Below are 16691 nucleotides of genomic sequence, written 5' to 3' on the forward strand. Positions count from 1 at the left end.
CGATCTGGAAGCCTCTCACTGGATTCATCACGGCTCTACCTCCCGATAGGTAACTCCTGACCAGTGCAAACGCCTCGTCCGTGTAAGCGGTTAGCAGCAGAACCCTCTTCAGATCGACAGACGGGGAAAGAGGGGAGGACAAGCATGCGGGAACAAGAATTCCCACAATGTGGAAAGACGCTGTATGCGCACGCGCACCCCCACACGAAACCCTTCAGCCCACAAGAAAGCACAAGCTTGAGCCATCCCCACAAAGCACGACCCCTGTCTACCCTCGACAATCACACGAGGCCCCGGGCATGTTCCCCCAGGTTCGAACTCGACACACACCCACAGCCCAAAGGACCCGCACTGACCCCACTGGCCAAGCATTCCCACAGGTCACAAGCCCACCCACCCAACCACACGCACCACCCACAGCCTCACAACGAACCTACCGCCACGCCAAATCGAACCTCGGGGACGAAAAGAAAAAGGGGATGCGCATGAGATATCCGGCCGTGCAGGTATTGTTCGGCCCGCGCCTTTCCCGTGCAGGTATTGTCGCGCCTGCGTCCTTCCCGCGCCAGTCTTGCTCGGCCTGTGTCTATCCCGTGCCGGCCTTTTCCGGCCTGCAACGCGCCGGTCTAACCCGACCTTTATATTTCTCCCGCGCGTGCCTTACTCGTGGTCGTCGGTGAAAAGGATCAGTGCAATGAACACAAGCGGCTCATCACCGGTGTTCTCGATGCCATGTCGATGATGATCAGGCACAACAGTCAGATCGCCGGCCGCGACCTCAAACGTCTCATCATCAACCGCATACGTCCCGCGCCCAGCCAGAATGTAGTAGAACTCGGACTCACCCTGATGGTCATGCACTCCGATCGACTCACCCGGCTGCAGCGTGATCTCGGAGAACATCCGGCCACGCCCAAACATCTCCTCAGGCTTCAAAATGTGAGTCAGGTGCACCGTGCCTGCGCCGTCCCGCATGTGTTCGCGCGCCTCGCGCTGCATATCAGCATTACGTCGAAGAACGAAGGTGTCGTGCGTGGTCATCATGAGCTCCTTTGGCTGATCTCTACGCGGAAAAACGCCTCTCATAGGACGTTATACCGAGCTTACAGCCGCCCGCCCTTCTACGACCAGATATCAGCCAGCGCTGCCCATGAGCACGTACGATATAGACAAGCGAGAGCCACCCTCGTCGCTCATCTCATGACGAATGGACGAGGGTGGCCCAGGCACTGTCGCGTCGGTGCGCGGACAGGCACCCCTTCACGCGCGCAACGCAGCACGGTACGCAATAGCTGCGTCGGTGCGCGACCAGGTAAAACTACTTTCCGGCTCCGTGATAGTTCGGCGCCTCAGTGGTCATTTCCACGTCGTGCGGGTGAGATTCACGCAGGCCGGCGGAGGTGATACGCACGAAACGTCCGTTCTGCTTCAAGTCGTCCAACGTATGAGCACCCAGGTAGAACATGGTTTGGTGCAGGCCACCGATCAGCTGGTAGACGACCGCGGCGAGCGAACCGGTGTACGGCACCTGTCCCTCAATGCCTTCGGGCACAATCTGATCATCAGATGTCACATCGGCCTGGAAGTAGCGGTCCTTCGAGTAGGAACGTTTGCCGCGCGAACTCATTGCTCCAAGAGAGCCCATGCCGCGGTAACGCTTGTACTGCTTACCGTTTGTGAAGACCAGCTCACCGGGCGACTCCTCGCAACCGGCAAGCAGGGAACCAAGCATGACCGTGTCAGCTCCCGCTACCAGCGCCTTACCGATATCGCCTGAGTACTGAAGACCGCCATCGGCAATGAGCGGAACTCCAGCTGGGCGGCAGGCCTGTGCAGCGAGGTGGATCGCGGTGACCTGAGGAACGCCCACGCCTGCCACCACACGGGTAGTGCAGATCGAACCGGGGCCTACGCCCACCTTGACAGCGTCCACACCTGCGTCAATCAGAGCCTGAGCTCCTTCGGTGGTCGCAACGTTTCCGCCGATCACATCCACGCCGTCGAAACGAGAGTCTGACTTGATACGGTGCACCATCTCAAGTTCGAGTTCGGCTCCACCATTGGCGGTGTCAACAACCAGCACATCAACACCGGCTTCAGCCAGAGCCACCGCACGATCCCACGCGTCGCCCCAGAAACCAATCGCAGCGCCCACAACCAGCCGGCCACGATCGTCCTTCGTCGCATTCGGGTACTGCTCGGTCTTGACGAAGTCTTTCACCGTGATCAAGCCGGTCAGGTGGCCTTCGTCGTCAACGAGCGGAAGCTTCTCGATTCGATGATCAGCCAGCAGCTGCTTGGCGTCCTCACGCGAGATTCCAACCTTGCCGGTGATGAGGCGCTCACGCGGTGTCATGCAGTCGCGTACTGTCAACGTCGACCACTGATCCATCGGCACAAAACGCAGGTCACGGTTGGTGATAATGCCGACCACAACATTGTCGTCATCCACAACCGGCAGACCGGACACGCGGTAATGGCCGCACTTCTTGTCGAGCTCGTCAATCGTGGCGTCGGGCCCCACTGTCACGGGGTCTTCCACCATGCCCGATTCCGAGCGCTTGACTTGCCGCACTTGCGAGACTTGATCCTCGATCGTCAGGTTGCGATGCAGGATGCCGATGCCGCCTTGCCGAGCCATCGCGATCGCCATGCGCGCTTCGGTGACGGTATCCATCGCGGCCGAGATCAACGGAATATGGAGGGAGATCCTCTTCGTGAGCTGCGCTCGGGTTGTAACAGAGGATGGGACAACATTTGTCAGTTCGGGAAGAAGCAGGACATCGTCGTATGTAAGACCAACGAGTTCGAACGGGTTATGTGCGTTAAAGTCTGCCATATCCAAAGTGTAGGCAAATCGGGACGACGAATCGCCCTCGATGACAATGAAAATGGTCACGGATCAGCGCGGGTGTGTGCGGGTCAGCCGGGGCTGCTCTGTGCACACGTCGCAGCTCCCCGGGATCAGCTCGGGCATGCGCAGAGCAGACGCACAGGTACGAGGGGGCCGGTCGCGCCGCCAGGTCAGCAGCACAGACGAGGGAGCCGTTGCGCGTCTCCACCGCAGAACAATCAGCGATCCAGCGGTGCGAGCAACCCATCCTTGATAGCCGAAGCGAACGTCGGTGTGAGAGGCAGACGCGCAAAAATCAGCATCTGAGCCACGTGATATGCATCCGGCTTCCCGGGCCATGTGCGTGTTCCGGGAGCATTGTCCGGTGTCAGCTCGTGATACCAGCGGCCGGGAGCTTCTCGCAGGTATTCATCCACGTACGCCACCCACTGCGCATACAGTTCCTGAAGGCTGCGCGTGGTAATCGTCGGAGCCGACTCATCGCGCAGGTCACCCTCACCTCGTAAATCATTTTCACTGCGCGCACCACCCTTGTCGTTACCAGCATGCGACTTGCCGGCTGGATGCTCGGACAAGAAGGGGGCAATCGCGACAGCAGCGGAAATCGCTTCGCACATCACCCAGTGCATGCGCTCACGCACAACCGGCGTACCCTCGAAATCGGTGGTGTAGACGAAGCCGGGAGCGCCGTCTACGTCCCATCCATCAGCCACGGCGCGCTCAAACAGGCGTACTGCTCCCTCGGTCATCCACGCGATGTCGTCGCCTGGTTCGCCCTCCTGCGCCAGTGCAGCATGCGCCTGGACAAACAGGCGAGCCCACTCCAGGCCGTGACCAGGCGTCACGCCAAAGGGCCGGAAGGGGTGGGCCGGCTCATCACGGTTGTAATCCGGGATAATGCGCCAGTTCGCTGAGAAGTGCTCCGGGATTCGCCACTCGTGCTGGGAAGCCTGGTCGTAGACGAAGCGGATGATTCCGCGTGCGCGGTCAAGCCACTTGCGATCCCCTGTCGCATCCCATGCAGACAGGAAGCACTCGGTGGTATGCATATTGGCGTTGATGCCGCGGTAGTCCTCTTTTCGAGTGAACGCCAGGTCCCACGATTCGCATACGCGGCCAAATTCCGGTTCCCACCAGTAACGCTCTTCGACCCGCAGCGCCTCATCCAAAAGTTCGTTAGCCTGCGGGATCCCCGCTGCCAGCGCGGAGGTTGCCGCCAAAACGACGAAAGCGTGCGCATAAGCTTCTTTCTTGTCGAGGGCAACTTCGTGTGTGTCAGGCGTGATCGCTGAGTACCAGCCGCCGTGCTCATCATCGTGCAGGGGGCCAAGCAACGACGCGACACCGTGCTCGACAAATTCGCGCGCACTGTCATCACCTTTGAGCGCGGCCATGGCGAACACGTGTGTCATCCGGCACGTGATCCACAGTTCAATCGGCCGGGTCGGGTCAACAACTCCGTCCGCATCCAGATAGCCGAATCCGCCATCTACGCGGCTCGCGCGTGCAAAGTCGACAATCGCGTCAAATTCTTCATCGAAACCGACCATGAGATCGGTGTTGGACCAGGGCATTTCCATTGCGGTTCTTCTTCGAGTCGGGTGCGGTTGACTATCGGTTATGACGGTGCGGGCGTTCACCGCCCTCGGCCATAGCTACATGACAGCCTAATACGGTCGGCCGTCGAGCTCATGGCGTGCGGCACAATTCGCGCATCAAAGCCACCGTCTCGTCGACGCATGCGCTCAGTGTGCGCACGCGCTGAATGCGCGCATCAACAATGTGGGGGGCGCGTTCTCCCACCAGCACGATATGCAGATCGTCTATGCGCGTGAGCTGCTCTATTAGCTCCTGCGCCCCTGATCCTTTGCCCATGACGATCACGACAGAGCAGCCCAGTTCGCGCCGATGCCTCTCAAATTGCCGTACGGCGCTGGCTGCGTCCGACAATCCGGTGAGCAAAATAGAGGTTGGCAGGCCTCTCCATTGCACATCCACCCCAACCATATGCGCGGCAATGAAGTTCGCAGGATCAGCCATAATGACCAGACGGTGATGGCACCAGGCGCTCTTCGCGTTCAAAGCGGCGGATCGGGCGGAATCATGATCGCGTGCTACAGCATCATTCGCGGCGTCGTGCATGTGAGTCTTCCCATCACGGTCACGTGGGCCGCCCTCGTCACTGTGGCAGACTTTGCCAGCATGCGGAGCAAGGGCTCGTAGCACGCGCAGCACGATCGCTGTCAACATCAGTGAGGATGCGCCGCCGGGGGTTTCGCCGGCCGGGTCGTTACGAAGCGTTTCGGTGACTGGTTCGACGAAGTCAGTGTAGGTGTGGATCAGTCCGTGCGTCGCCACTGACGCTTCGACCAGCCGGGCAACCTCCGCGAAATCATCTCGTTGCACGGCATCAAGGAGCTGGTCAGGGGACGAGGGTGGCGCCGCGGGCGCCGCCGCTGCCAGGTCTCGGGCTGAAAGCTCACGCACCGTTGCCGCTGCGTTAGATGGAGCAACTCCTGAGCGGACCAGCTCGACCATTCGGGTCAGCCGCATGATGTCATCTGCAAAATAGCGACGGTGAGCACCTGCGCGTCGGCGTGGGCCCATTCCGTAGCGGCGTTCCCATGTTCGTACCGTCGACGGGGAGATTCCCAGACGCTCGGCGACAGCTGTCACGGTGAGCGGGACGGGGCCTATTTCGGGTGGCTGGCTCGTTGACAGTGGCAGTGCGGGTGTTGCCAGTGGGGCGTGTGAGAAGTCAAATTCGCCACCGTTCGAGACGCTCACAGTCCCTCCTTTGGTTCTCGAGGCGCTCAGCGCACTTCGCCTCGGCCCTCAGCTCTGATTCTCGCCCCTTCCTCACCTTCCTGCCACCGGAAACTTATTCACTACTTACGCACTTTCTATTCAACGAATGGCTACGAATAGGCGCGGGTCCCTCGGATCGTTCAGCTCTTAGCGTGAACAGCTGGGAATTCGCATGGAATTTTCCAGACGGTCTTGAATAAGAGCTGCACAAAAATATAGTCTTAACTCGTGGCGATAACGGGAACAGCTCAAGATCCGAACACTTCGCACGGACCCGACGCTATTGCCTTTCATCAAAGCCGCATCAGCGGACTCAGAAACACTCTTCCGTTTCCCCTGAGAACCTATGCGCTAAAAGTCAGTGAGGAGCTCTAATGACCGATGTGTCACGCCTACCAGGCCCAATGATGGACGTGTGGGAATGGCAGTACGACGGTGCGTGCCGAGACATGGACACCGAGATGTTCTTCCATCCCGAAGGTGAGCGTGGTGCTGCTAGGCGGCGTCGCGCAGCAAACGCGAAAGCAGTGTGCGCTACCTGTCCCGTCATCGAGCAGTGCCGACAGCACGCACTTGCTTCTCAGGAACCCTATGGTATTTGGGGTGGCATGACCGAAGAGGAACGTCGCGAGATCGTCCAGCGTAAACGTCGCCGCGTGTCCTGATCAGGTCGCTGGCATGCCGGTCTCTTGGAGGAAATCGGCTGCCTATCTCCCAGATAAGGTCGGTGCCTACCTGAAAGTCCCGCTTAGACACACGCCTTACAGGTCAATCTGATACATGCTTTAAAACAGTGGTGGGGTCCTGCAGCTCAGCTGCAGAACCCCACCACTTACTTGTCAGTTGGCTCAGTGCTCGACAATTGCCAGCACGTCACGAGCAGACAGGATCTGGTATTCCTCACCGTCGTACTTGACCTCGGTGCCACCATAGCGGCTGTAGATAACCGAGTCGCCAACCTTCACGTCCATCGGAACACGGTTGCCGTTGTCGTCAATGCGGCCCGGACCCACGGCGATCACTTCGCCTTCCTGCGGCTTTTCCTTGGCGGTGTCAGGAATAACCAGACCGGAAGCGGTGGTACGTTCCGCTTCGAGCTGACGGATCACGATACGATCCTCGAGCGGCTTAATGGAGATCGACACTTCGTTGACTCCCTTTCTCATTCGAACAGGTTCATGGTCGCCTCCTCACGCCTGCCGTCGCGGGGGCCAGGGTCTGGAGACATTCATTGTTGCGTGAAGCTGGATAGGGATCCGAACTTCACGTATGCATCTATTTTAAAGCTCAGTTGGCACTCTGACAATCCGAGTGCCAAAATACCGTGTCGCATGGCCTAGCGCGTGGCCTGGGGCGCGCAGATCTCAGTGGATTGCCTCCACACCGACCAGCTCTTGCCATCCCTCCTCCCGTTACCTTGTTGACAGGTCCTGATTGGCGGGTGTTGATTGGGATTGTCGGCCAGCCGCCCTGGCATGGTGTCTTGCCCCTGTCTATCCAATGATCCGGGGGGTGTTGCCACCAGGGTCGGTTGCCAGCATGTGATCGCTGATTAGGGGCTCGGCACCAAGGATGGATGCCTGTCGTAACGTGGATGTGAGGCGTGCTGTCTAGGCTCGGCCGACTTATGGTGCAAACCGAGAGGACAACTGCCATGAGAACTGACCGACCAGACATTTTTCTAGGACTGGACGTCGGCAAGACCGACCACTGGGCCTGCGCACTAACCGATTCCGGGCAGGTGTTATGGAATAAGACCCTGCCCAACAACGAACAAAAACTCACTGATATCTACACGAATCTGTCAGCGAAAGGCTCTGTGCTGGTGGTCGTGGATCAGCCGGCAACAATCGGCGCTCTCGCCATCGCGGTCGCCCAACATATGGGCATCGAGGTCGCCTACCTGCCGGGGCTGACCATGCGCCGGATCGCTGACCTATACCCGGGCGAGGCGAAGACTGATGAAAAGGATGCGTTCATTATCGCTGACGCAGCCCGCAGCCTTCCCCACATCCTGCGACAGCTCACCAAGACCGACCAGGACGAGGCAGGACTGGCGATGCTCACCGGTTTCGACCTTGACCTCTCACAGCAGGTCAATCAAGTCTCCAACCGGATCCGCGGGCTGTTCACCCAAATCCACCCTGAACTGGAAAGAGTTCTCGGACCACGCCTGGAACATGACGCAATCCTCGAAGTGCTCGCTACCTGGCCAACCCCGCAGGCTCTACGCAAAGCCGGGCGAGCGAGAATCGATGCGAAACTCAAAAAGCACGGAGCTCGCCGCCACACAGCATGGACCGAGGATATTCTTACCGCGCTAGCGAAGCAGTCGGTGACAGTCACCGGCACCGAAGCCGCGGGCCTTGTCATACCGCACCTGGCTCGCCAACTGTTGAGTCTGCACGCTCAACGCGCCGATGTTGCAACCGAGGTAGAGAAGATCGTGGCCACCCACCCTCTTTACCTGGTCCTGAGATCCATGCCCGGCATCGGTCTCAGGACCGCCGCCATGATCATCGCCGAGCTCTCCGGCAAGACATTTACCAGCTCCGCCGCCCTGGCCTCCTACGCTGGCCTGGCACCGACCACCCGACAGTCCGGGTCATCGATCAAGTCTGAACGAGTCAGCCACTCAGGCAACAAACGCCTCAAACGTGCCCTGTTCCTGTCAGCTTTCGCCGTGATCCGCACCGACCCGGTCAGCCGCACCTACTACGACCGCAAACGAGCACAAGGCAAACGACACAACCAAGCCATCATCGCCCTCGCCCACCGCAGACTCACAGTCCTGTACGCCATGCTCCGAGACGGCACCCTCTACGACGTCCCCGACACCGCCCTGGCAGCTTGACACACAACATAGGGGCACCCCCCTGTTCCCCAGGTTCGAACTCGGCACTGTTTCATCGGCACAACAGACACACGGCTTAACAAATCCGCTGGTCAGAGACTTGTCACGAAGCAGCGTCCCCCTCGTAGATCACCGAAATCGAACCTCGGGACTTAAGGGGGACGTCGGGCCACAGGGTGTGTCGTTGAGATCGAACCTCGGGATCGGGCGTCGGGGATGAAGAGCTGAGGGTATTCGCGAGTGCGCTACACCCAACCTAATACGGCATAAGTTGGCACGTCAGAGCCCAGGAAGACACGTATCTCGTCGCATTTGCCAGTGAAACTTACTCCTCAGCGCGCATTCGCACAGGCAACAACGTCTCGCGCTCCAGCATTGGTGAGCCACGCCAGTGAGGGCGGCACTCGTTCTGCCCTTTATACATGTCAGGATAGGAGCGTGGTTTATTCGGATGCATCGCAAGTTTTCGGCGAGTTGATCAGCGGGGACGGCAAGAAACTCCTCTCCGAGATCACAGGTTTCCTGCCTGAAGGCCTCACCGTGCGCACCGCTCAGCCGCACCTCAACACGCTCAATGCCAAGCTTCGATCCCGAGGATACGCGCCGGATCTGATCGCAGCGGCACTGACTTTGACGAGCCTACGAATCCAGGGCAAAGCGAAATTCGGTGAAGCAGCAGCCGATATGTTTTTTACTCGTGACGGGCTCGAACAGGCCACGCGCGGTGTCATTGCCGAACGCCACGCGGCGGCATTTGTACAGGCAGGGGCGCATGCAGTGGCGGACCTTGGGTGCGGGATCGGTTCGGATTCGCGAGCCTTCGCCCAAGCGGGATTAGGAGTTGAAGCCGTCGAACTGGACGCAACGACCGCAGCCATGGCCACCGCCAATCTCTCGAGTTACCCCACTGCACGCGTGCGGGTTGCTGACGTGACGGCGCTCGATATCGACACACTGCGCACAGACGGCGTGGATGCTCTCTTCGTTGACCCCTCCAGGAGGACCGGCGCTGCACGCGGTTCGCAACGCATTTACGATCCGGAACAGTGGTCTCCGCCCTTGTCACAGGCGATTTCCTGGGCCAAGACAATCGGTCGTGTCGCCATCAAAGTTGCTCCGGGAATCGAGCATGCCACGCTGCCGCCAACCTGGCATGCGCAGTGGACCAGCGTCGACGGGGAACTGGTCGAAGCACTGCTCTACTCCCCCGCGATGGGGCTGCCAGCGGGCCGCTCCGCTTGTGTCATGCGGAGCGCTGCTTCCGGCACAGTGTTTTCGACGCTGATTGACGAGGGAGCCCGCGGAAACTGCGCTGCACGCGTTGCGCAGGCACCTGTCGGTGTCCTTGGCTCGATGCTCACTGAGCCCGATCCTGCAGTGATCCGGTCCGGAGGAATCGCCACGTTGGCCGAGCAATTCGGTGCACACCTCATTTCCGGTTCGATTGCTTACCTCACCGCAGACTCGCTACCCGCTGCCGAATGGTGGACACGGTTTGAGGTGTGCTCGGTGGTTCCTCTGCGAATGAAAGCCATCAAGAAGGCGCTTCGCGAATTCGACCCCAGCTCGGTTGAAATCAAGAAGCGCGGTGCTTCAATCGATACCGGAGCAATGCAGCGCGCTTTAGCCTCGGCGCTTTCTTCCGACTCGGATGGCGGTGAGATGACCGTTTTCGCAACACGGCTTGGCGACACTCACCGTGCAATCCTCACCCGTCGACTCGATCATGCAGGAAACCGCACTTCTCATTAGGTTCTAACCGCGTCATTCCTTTAGCTTCTAACCGCGTCATTCCTCTAGGCTCTGACCGCGTCATTGCTCACCTGACGCCTGGGGCGTCCACCTCGTTTCACTGTCTCGTATAGCCGAGACCGTTGCTCCACAGCGGCCCATACTTTGCCGATTACATGGTCGGGGTGGAAGAGATCCGACCAGGTCACACGCACGACGATCCACCCTCGTTTTTCGAGGATGTGCTGGCGCCGCATTTGCTGAGCATAGGAATCTGATACTTCAAAGCGGTTGTCTCCGTACTTGGTATAGCCGTCGAACTCAATGGCGACTTTGGCTTTTTCGAGTGCCACGTCAATGTAGAAGCATCCGCCGAGTCGATCGGCAGGTGAGCGTACTTGGGTGGTCAGACCCGTACAGCCGCCAGATTTCAACACCCACATAAGGGCCGCTTCACCAGTTGATTCGCATCCGGCATCACTATGCCTGCATATCCACTCGGCCCAGCGTCTGCGGCGAAACCCTTTCGGAAGCTGTCGAATCGCTCGTAGCCACGTCTCACGCACACGGCCTTCCTGCTTGCGCGAACGGTGCTCGACGCTCCGCTTGAACCCCGACGTCCGATTCAGCGCACCGCACATCATCGCGAATGCGCACGGCAGAGGCGCCGTGAGAGCTGCCGTCAGGGCTGTTGCGTTCACCGATGTGCACCGCAAAATCACGCACCGAGGCGAGCGACGGTGGCCACTTGGCAGCGCACGCCCCATCTGAAGGTCCAGCTGACGCGGTCTTTCGCTCATGAAGGACCGCGAGGAGTGCCGTCGGATCCGCGCCATTTTCACATGGACCGTCTGCCGCTGCGAACCTTCGCGTGCCAGCGACGCTGTCACCGATTCGCCACTGCGCTGCTCCCACCAGTAGATCACCCCTCCCTGGGTCCTGCACGATTCCAATCGAATCGTTCGTATGGTCGGAACAGCTTTTCCAGGTCGTGTGGGCACCAGCAGATGGACATCGCCGCTGAGTTCATATGTATACAAGCCGTGCACCAGTGCAGCCGATTCTCCAATCACGACTGCATCTCGGTAGGTCATGGCTGCTGCAATGATCCGCGACAGCTCAATGATTCGCCGTATTTTCCACGGCTCTGCAATGCCATCGAAAACGGCGGTCGACAGGTAAATTCCGCGCACGATCTGAATCAGTAAGCGCCCAGTTTCTGCCGCTACCTGCTTCGGGCGCTGCCGTCTCGACGTCTTGGCCATGTACCGTGCAACCCACCGCAGCGTTGGTGGACCGTGGCCGCCGTTGGCTGACTCCATCGAGCCCTTCCTTTCACATTCGCGCATTCTGAGGCCGCCGCGTTGCCCGCTCCCCCCTCGTCGATTGAGCCAGTATGCGAGAGTACGGGCACGGATGTTCAGCGGTCGCAAGCATCTGTGGAATCCGACCATCGACGAGGCAGACCTGTGGACAAGCGGGCGCACTGCCGTCTTTCAACTGTCACTCCTGCCCTACTGACCTCTTCACTTCATCCCCGAGCTTCGAATTCGATGCAGTTATTCACGCATTCTCAGGTATTTCCGGACGAAACCGCAGGTCACAGCCATCCACCCTCTTCATTCACCTCGAAAATCCCGTCGAATTCGAACCTCGGGGATGGGGAGGAAGGTGGCGCAAGAAGAAACAAGCGTAGTATCAACGGATCGAGGAGTCGCCGAACGCGAGCAGCCCCTGCCTGAATGCAATTGCCGCAACCGCGCCAAGCAGCCAGCTGCTCAACATCGACCCGCCCACGCGCCCGATCGCGATTGACGAAATTCGCCGAGTTGTCGCGCGCGCAGCCTTTCAGACTGAGACAATGATCCAGTTACTAATTCGCATGAGCGCGAGCACAACAGCCGGTGCGCACGGACATCCCTTCAACCAAAACCAGCCGCACCAGCCACCACCCGCCCACGCGTTTCATCCACCGAAAGGCCGAGAACATGCACCTCACGTTCTCCTCGTCCGAACGATCCACCATTGGCGTTGAATGGGAACTCCAGCTCATTGACAAGGATTCCAACGATCTGCGCCAGGCTGCCAACGCCATTCTGGACGCACCCGAAGCTCAGGTCGACGGCAAACTTCACCCCCACATTCAACGCGAGATGCTGCTCAACACCATCGAGATCACATCCGGAGCCCGGCACACGGTCGGTGAATGCATGCGCGACATCACCGAGACGATCGAGCTTCTCCGACCGGTCACGGACCGCCTGCGCATCGAACTCGGCAGCGCCGGAACCCACCCGTTCGCCTCTCCAGCCTTCCAGCGCGTCACTGACTCAGAGCGCTACGCAGAGCTGGTTGAACGCACACAGTACTGGGGTCGTCAGATGCTCCTGTACGGCATCCACGTCCACGTCGGCGTCGAGTCGCGAGACAAAGTGCTCCCGCTTCAATCAGCCCTCGCCTCGCGCCTGGGACATATGCAGTCACTCGCAGCATCCTCGCCCTTCTGGTCAGGACGCGACACCGGGTACGCCTCGAACCGCGCGATGGTTTTCCAGCAACTTCCCACGGCCGGCATCCCTCAACAGTTCGAACAGTGGGACCAGCTGGAAAAGTACGCCGCAGACATGATTCGCACCGGCATCATCGATGGTTTTGATGAGGTGCGCTGGGACGTGCGCCCCTCCCCCAAGCTCGGCACCGTGGAGAACCGCGTCTTCGATGCCGCCACCAACGCGACGGAGGTCGCAGCCCTTGCAGCACTGACACACTGCCTGGTCGAATGGTATTCACGCAAACTCGACGCCGGGGAGCAGATCGAGCCTATGCCGGAGTGGTTTGTCGCTGAGAACAAGTGGCGTTCAGCGCGTTACGGGATGGAAGCGATCCTCATTTTGGATGCGCATGGCAACGAAGAATTGGTCACCGACACGGTCGTTCGCATGCTGAACGATCTGGAGCCTGTGGCGAAAGACCTCAAATGCGCTGACGAGTTGGCAAGTATTGAGAAGATCCTCAAACTCGGAGCGTCCTACCAGCGTCAACGCATCGTCGCTGAGAATGCACGGCACAACTCTCGCGAAGCGGTCACCGAGCTGCTGCTCGCCGAGATGCGTGCCGGCCGCCCGCTTAACCCGCTCGAGTTCCTCAACACCCGCTCCAAGGGTGCTCCGAGCACGGACCGAGACTCCAAGAAGTAGTGTTTTTCGCCTCTCGGCGTGCTGCTGTCAGCATTGCCGAGGGCGACCTTCTGCCTCGCATCACCGGTTAGGTGAACAACATTCGTACTCGGAGACCACTGCCATGTCGGCGTTTGTCGGCGCCATCCACGTCTGAGTCAACGGCATCGCAGAATCCGGTGAAAAGTCCCAGTCCGATGGCGCCGCACCACCGGCAACGAGACGAGCTCCCAGTGCCGCGATCTGCGCCCCGTTGTCAGTGCAAAAACGCATGGGAGGCATACGCACAGTCAGCCCCGCGCCCTCGGCGCGCTCCTGGATCAGCTGGCGAAGCCGCGAGTTGGCTGAGAAACCTCCGCCGATCACAATGGTGTCGCACCCCGTATCGAGGCATGCCCTCACCGTTTTGGCGGTCAGCGAGTCATTGACCGCTTCGGAAAAGCCGGCACAGATATCTTCTGCCCGAAGCTCAGCGCCGCGAGCCTTCTCTCCCTCGACGTATCGGGCGACTGCGGTCTTCAACCCTGAGAAACTGAAATCGTAGCGGTAACGGTCCTTGTCTTTAACGGCGTGGAGGCCTCGTGGAAAACGAATGGCGTCGCGGTCTCCTTGCTGAGACAGGCGATCCACGTGCGGCCCTCCAGGGTAGGGCAGCCCGAGCAGACGGCCAACCTTGTCAAAAGCCTCACCTGCAGCGTCGTCCAGTGTGCCTCCGAGTTCACGCACGCCATCGACCCAGTTCTCGACGAGCAGGATGTTGGAGTGTCCGCCCGAGACAACAAGACCGATAAAGCGCTCCGGCAGAGGACCTTCAGCCAGCCCGTCTACCGCCATATGCCCGATGACATGGTTGACTCCGTACAGTGGCTTATCGAGTGCCAATGCCAGCGATTTTGCCGCGCAGATTCCCACTGTCAGAGATCCAACCAGTCCTGGACCTGCACTGACGGCAATGGCATCTACATCGGATAGCGAGGCGCCTCCCTCGTGCAATGCACTGTCGAGGGTCGGAATGAAAGATTCCAGGTGTGCGCGTGACGCAATTTCGGGGATGATTCCGCCGTACCGAGCGTATTCGTCCATCGATGTGGCGGTGCGGTCGATCAGCAGCTCAGTTCCGCGTACCAGTGCCACACCGGTTTCGTCGCATGTCGATTCGATTCCAAGAATGAGGGGTTCAGATTCGCCAGTCACAGACGCGATTGTAGTCCCTGCGCGCCCTGATGACGATTTTGCACACCTCAACAGCGACGAGGGTGGCCGACGAAGCTCTATTTGTCGGTGATGAAAGTGTCAATGAGCAGCCTCGTATCCGCGTATCGGTCCTCATCCGTGGCTGACCCGTAGACGAAAAGAAGATACTCGTCGGAACTATCTGCTCGATAGGCGGTGACGATGTTGAACAGGTCCGGGATTGAGCCGGTTTTGACTCCGTACACATGCGGATCGTACTGCGGCTTGTCGGGGTCCAGGAAGTAGTTCGTGTTTTTCCATTGATACTCGCCCGTGGAGGTCTGAACTGACGCTGCGGGCATTGCGACAATATCGCGGAACCACTGTTTGCTCATGAGTGCGGTCACCACGCGCGAAACGTCCCGCACAGTCGATCGGTCAACGGTGTTCAGACCTGAGGGCTCGGAGATGTGCGTATCGTTGTAGCCGTGGTCCGCTAGGAATTGCGCCAGCCCCTCGACGTAGGCAGCGAGGGCGTCCTGTGGCGCAGCCTGTTCATTATTGAGCAGGTCGCGGCCGGTTCCCACGGCTATTGCATATGCCGCGTCATTGCCTGAGGGCAGCAGCAACCCCGTGAGCAGTTCGCGCAACGTGTACTCGCCCGGCATGATTCCAGCGAGTGAGGAGTTGTCGGGCGGCATCAAAAGTGTTTCCTCATCGACACTGAGAACATCGTCGAGGGAGAGCCTACTCACGGCGTATTCAACGGTGAAGAGCTTCTGAGTACTGGCAGCACTGACGGCGCGATCAATCTGTTCGGCCGCGATCAGGTCGCCGGTTTGGGCATCCATCACCTGCCAGCTCGCAGCAGTTGTAGCCACTGCAGGGTGGTCGAACGGGTCGTGCGCGATGGGCATGTTTTCAGCCGATTGCGACTGGTTGGCTGTCACGTCGACTGCTCGCGCCGGCTCGACGTTATCGTCACTGGCCGACTGGCTCGCGGCTGCTGGCGTGTTTTCCACCTGTGCACGCAGCGCACTGATGGTGGGACTGTCCCATGCCAACGCTACCGCGACAAGGATGCTGGCCAGCAGGCAAATTCCCACGCGTGTCGTCACCGTTGCGATGGTTGCACCTGCCGAATGGGAAGTGTGCGCCGGGAAGCGTTTGTGATCCGCGTACGCACTGTCACTGCCGGTCGAATCGCTTTCTTTAGGTGAGACAGGCCGAAGGGGAAATGGACCAGGCCGTTCACAGGTCGGGTCATCCCAAGGTTGCGGCGGATAGGAGGCCGGCATCTCGGAGTCTGTGCTACCTCGGAGTTGCTCACCTCCCTCGGCGCTGTCCGCGCTTGTTGTGCTGGTAATGCTGGAGGAACCGTCAGGGTCGGCAGCGCTGGTCGTACCGGCGGCGGTCTTCGGATCGGTGCGAAGTGCAAGCGGATCAGGTAAAGGGCGCCGCGCTTTCCTGCCGATGCGTGTGTGTTGGCGCCCGCCCGCTGATAGGAATATCGGCATCGCCAACACCTCCGTTCGCATGCGTCACCGGCACTGCCAATGCGTCGATTGTATTATGCGTGTTCCCTGCGGCCGCGACACCACCCGGTGACGAACCGCATCCACCCGCGCCTCAAGCCCCAGACACAAGCCCCGAGCCCTGCCCCAGTCCAAGTCCTAGGGCCCCAAGCCCAATTACACGTCCCCCTGTTCTAGAGCCAGTCCAGTACAAATGCCAGCGTTCGTACCCATCCCGACCCAGTCGCATCTCACCCCAGTCCCGTCCCAGTCCTGACCCAGTCCCGTCTCAGTCCCGTCCCAGTCCCCCAGGTTCGAATTCGGCATCGACGAGGGCGACTCGACGAGGCTGATCACGATAAAAGCGCAGGTCACAAGCTTCCTGCCTCCATCACACCGATTCAAACCGCGCCGAATTCGAACCTCGGGGTACGGGAGGGTGCGGCACTGCCGCAGCAGGGTTGGGTTCGGCAGCAGGGCTGGACCCAGCAGCATGGTTGGGCCCGAGGTCACGCAGGCTTTGCGCGCACAGAAGGGAAAGCACAGACAGCAGCGTCAGCGTAGGTGACAGGGTCGAGGGC

13 protein-coding genes are annotated in these 16691 nt (G+C 59.8%); 4 read left to right on the forward strand and 9 right to left on the reverse strand.

Annotated features, from left to right (window positions below; translation table 11 throughout):
- Window positions 1-660 precede the first annotated feature (660 nt).
- The 4 genes from AC1DA5_RS04920 to AC1DA5_RS04935 form a co-directional block, all read right to left on the reverse strand.
- The gene (locus AC1DA5_RS04920) at window positions 661-1041 is read right to left on the reverse strand and encodes a cupin domain-containing protein (RefSeq protein WP_058237118.1); all 381 of its coding nucleotides are present in this window, start codon (window positions 1039-1041) and stop codon (window positions 661-663) included.
- A gap of 277 nt (window positions 1042-1318) precedes the next feature.
- Complete coding sequence (gene guaB, locus AC1DA5_RS04925) at window positions 1319-2839, reverse strand: IMP dehydrogenase (RefSeq protein WP_092649129.1); 1521 nt, start codon at window positions 2837-2839, stop codon at window positions 1319-1321.
- A 233-nt stretch (window positions 2840-3072) separates the two neighbouring features.
- Window positions 3073-4434, reverse strand: coding sequence for an AGE family epimerase/isomerase (locus tag AC1DA5_RS04930; RefSeq protein WP_070726937.1), 1362 nt, complete (start codon window positions 4432-4434; stop codon window positions 3073-3075).
- A gap of 109 nt (window positions 4435-4543) precedes the next feature.
- A complete protein-coding gene (locus tag AC1DA5_RS04935; RefSeq protein WP_257590294.1) occupies window positions 4544-5641 on the reverse strand; it encodes a MerR family transcriptional regulator in 1098 nt (365 codons plus the stop codon).
- Between the two features lie 395 nt (window positions 5642-6036).
- Between AC1DA5_RS04935 and AC1DA5_RS04940 the strand changes: the two genes are divergently transcribed.
- On the forward strand, window positions 6037-6327 hold the full coding sequence (locus AC1DA5_RS04940) for a WhiB family transcriptional regulator (RefSeq protein WP_058237120.1): 291 nt from the start codon (window positions 6037-6039) through the stop codon (window positions 6325-6327).
- Between the two features lie 183 nt (window positions 6328-6510).
- Here AC1DA5_RS04940 and groES read toward each other — a convergent pair whose 3' ends face one another.
- Window positions 6511-6807 (reverse strand): co-chaperone GroES, encoded by a 297-nt coding sequence (groES, locus tag AC1DA5_RS04945; RefSeq protein ID WP_058237849.1) that lies wholly within the window; start codon window positions 6805-6807, stop codon window positions 6511-6513.
- A 509-nt stretch (window positions 6808-7316) separates the two neighbouring features.
- On the opposite strand from groES, the gene AC1DA5_RS04950 reads away from it, so the two are divergent.
- Together AC1DA5_RS04950 and AC1DA5_RS04955 are read left to right on the forward strand one after the other, a co-directional pair.
- Window positions 7317-8516 carry an IS110 family RNA-guided transposase gene (locus tag AC1DA5_RS04950; protein ID WP_092648763.1) on the forward strand — a complete coding sequence of 400 codons (1200 nt, stop codon included), beginning with the start codon at window positions 7317-7319 and terminating at the stop codon, window positions 8514-8516.
- A 438-nt stretch (window positions 8517-8954) separates the two neighbouring features.
- Window positions 8955-10268 (forward strand): class I SAM-dependent methyltransferase, encoded by a 1314-nt coding sequence (locus AC1DA5_RS04955; RefSeq protein ID WP_092648774.1) that lies wholly within the window; start codon window positions 8955-8957, stop codon window positions 10266-10268.
- 44 nt (window positions 10269-10312) lie between these two features.
- On the opposite strand, the gene AC1DA5_RS04960 is transcribed toward AC1DA5_RS04955, so the two are convergent.
- On the reverse strand, window positions 10313-11569 hold the full coding sequence (locus tag AC1DA5_RS04960) for an endonuclease domain-containing protein (RefSeq protein ID WP_480289443.1): 1257 nt from the start codon (window positions 11567-11569) through the stop codon (window positions 10313-10315).
- Window positions 11570-12235: 666 nt separating this feature from the next.
- Here AC1DA5_RS04960 and AC1DA5_RS04965 point away from each other — a divergent pair.
- On the forward strand, window positions 12236-13444 hold the full coding sequence (locus tag AC1DA5_RS04965) for a glutamate--cysteine ligase (RefSeq protein ID WP_070726989.1): 1209 nt from the start codon (window positions 12236-12238) through the stop codon (window positions 13442-13444).
- 60 nt (window positions 13445-13504) lie between these two features.
- Here AC1DA5_RS04965 and tsaD read toward each other — a convergent pair whose 3' ends face one another.
- The 3 genes from tsaD to AC1DA5_RS04980 all read right to left on the reverse strand — a co-directional run bounded on the left by tsaD (window position 13505) and on the right by AC1DA5_RS04980 (window position 16485).
- Window positions 13505-14617: a tRNA (adenosine(37)-N6)-threonylcarbamoyltransferase complex transferase subunit TsaD gene (gene tsaD, locus AC1DA5_RS04970; protein ID WP_227469331.1), complete on the reverse strand. Its 1113-nt coding sequence runs from the start codon at window positions 14615-14617 to the stop codon at window positions 13505-13507.
- 77 nt (window positions 14618-14694) lie between these two features.
- Window positions 14695-15714: a D-alanyl-D-alanine carboxypeptidase family protein gene (locus AC1DA5_RS04975; protein WP_480289444.1), complete on the reverse strand. Its 1020-nt coding sequence runs from the start codon at window positions 15712-15714 to the stop codon at window positions 14695-14697.
- 573 nt (window positions 15715-16287) lie between these two features.
- On the reverse strand, window positions 16288-16485 hold the full coding sequence (locus tag AC1DA5_RS04980) for a hypothetical protein (protein WP_480289445.1): 198 nt from the start codon (window positions 16483-16485) through the stop codon (window positions 16288-16290).
- Window positions 16486-16691 lie beyond the last annotated feature (206 nt).

The organism is Pauljensenia sp. C0254C2, from assembly GCF_056583835.1.

Bases quoted from the DNA above. Each gene is read 5' to 3' on its own strand.
- AC1DA5_RS04920 (WP_058237118.1), bottom strand. From the start codon at position 1,041: ATGACCACGCACGACACCTTCGTTCTTCGACGTAATGCTGATATGCAG.
- guaB (WP_092649129.1), bottom strand. From the start codon at position 2,839: ATGGCAGACTTTAACGCACATAACCCGTTCGAACTCGTTGGTCTTACA.
- AC1DA5_RS04930 (WP_070726937.1), bottom strand. From the start codon at position 4,434: ATGGAAATGCCCTGGTCCAACACCGATCTCATGGTCGGTTTCGATGAA.
- AC1DA5_RS04940 (WP_058237120.1), top strand. From the start codon at position 6,037: ATGACCGATGTGTCACGCCTACCAGGCCCAATGATGGACGTGTGGGAA.
- AC1DA5_RS04950 (WP_092648763.1), top strand. From the start codon at position 7,317: ATGAGAACTGACCGACCAGACATTTTTCTAGGACTGGACGTCGGCAAG.
- AC1DA5_RS04960 (WP_480289443.1), bottom strand. From the start codon at position 11,569: ATGGAGTCAGCCAACGGCGGCCACGGTCCACCAACGCTGCGGTGGGTT.
- AC1DA5_RS04965 (WP_070726989.1), top strand. From the start codon at position 12,236: ATGCACCTCACGTTCTCCTCGTCCGAACGATCCACCATTGGCGTTGAA.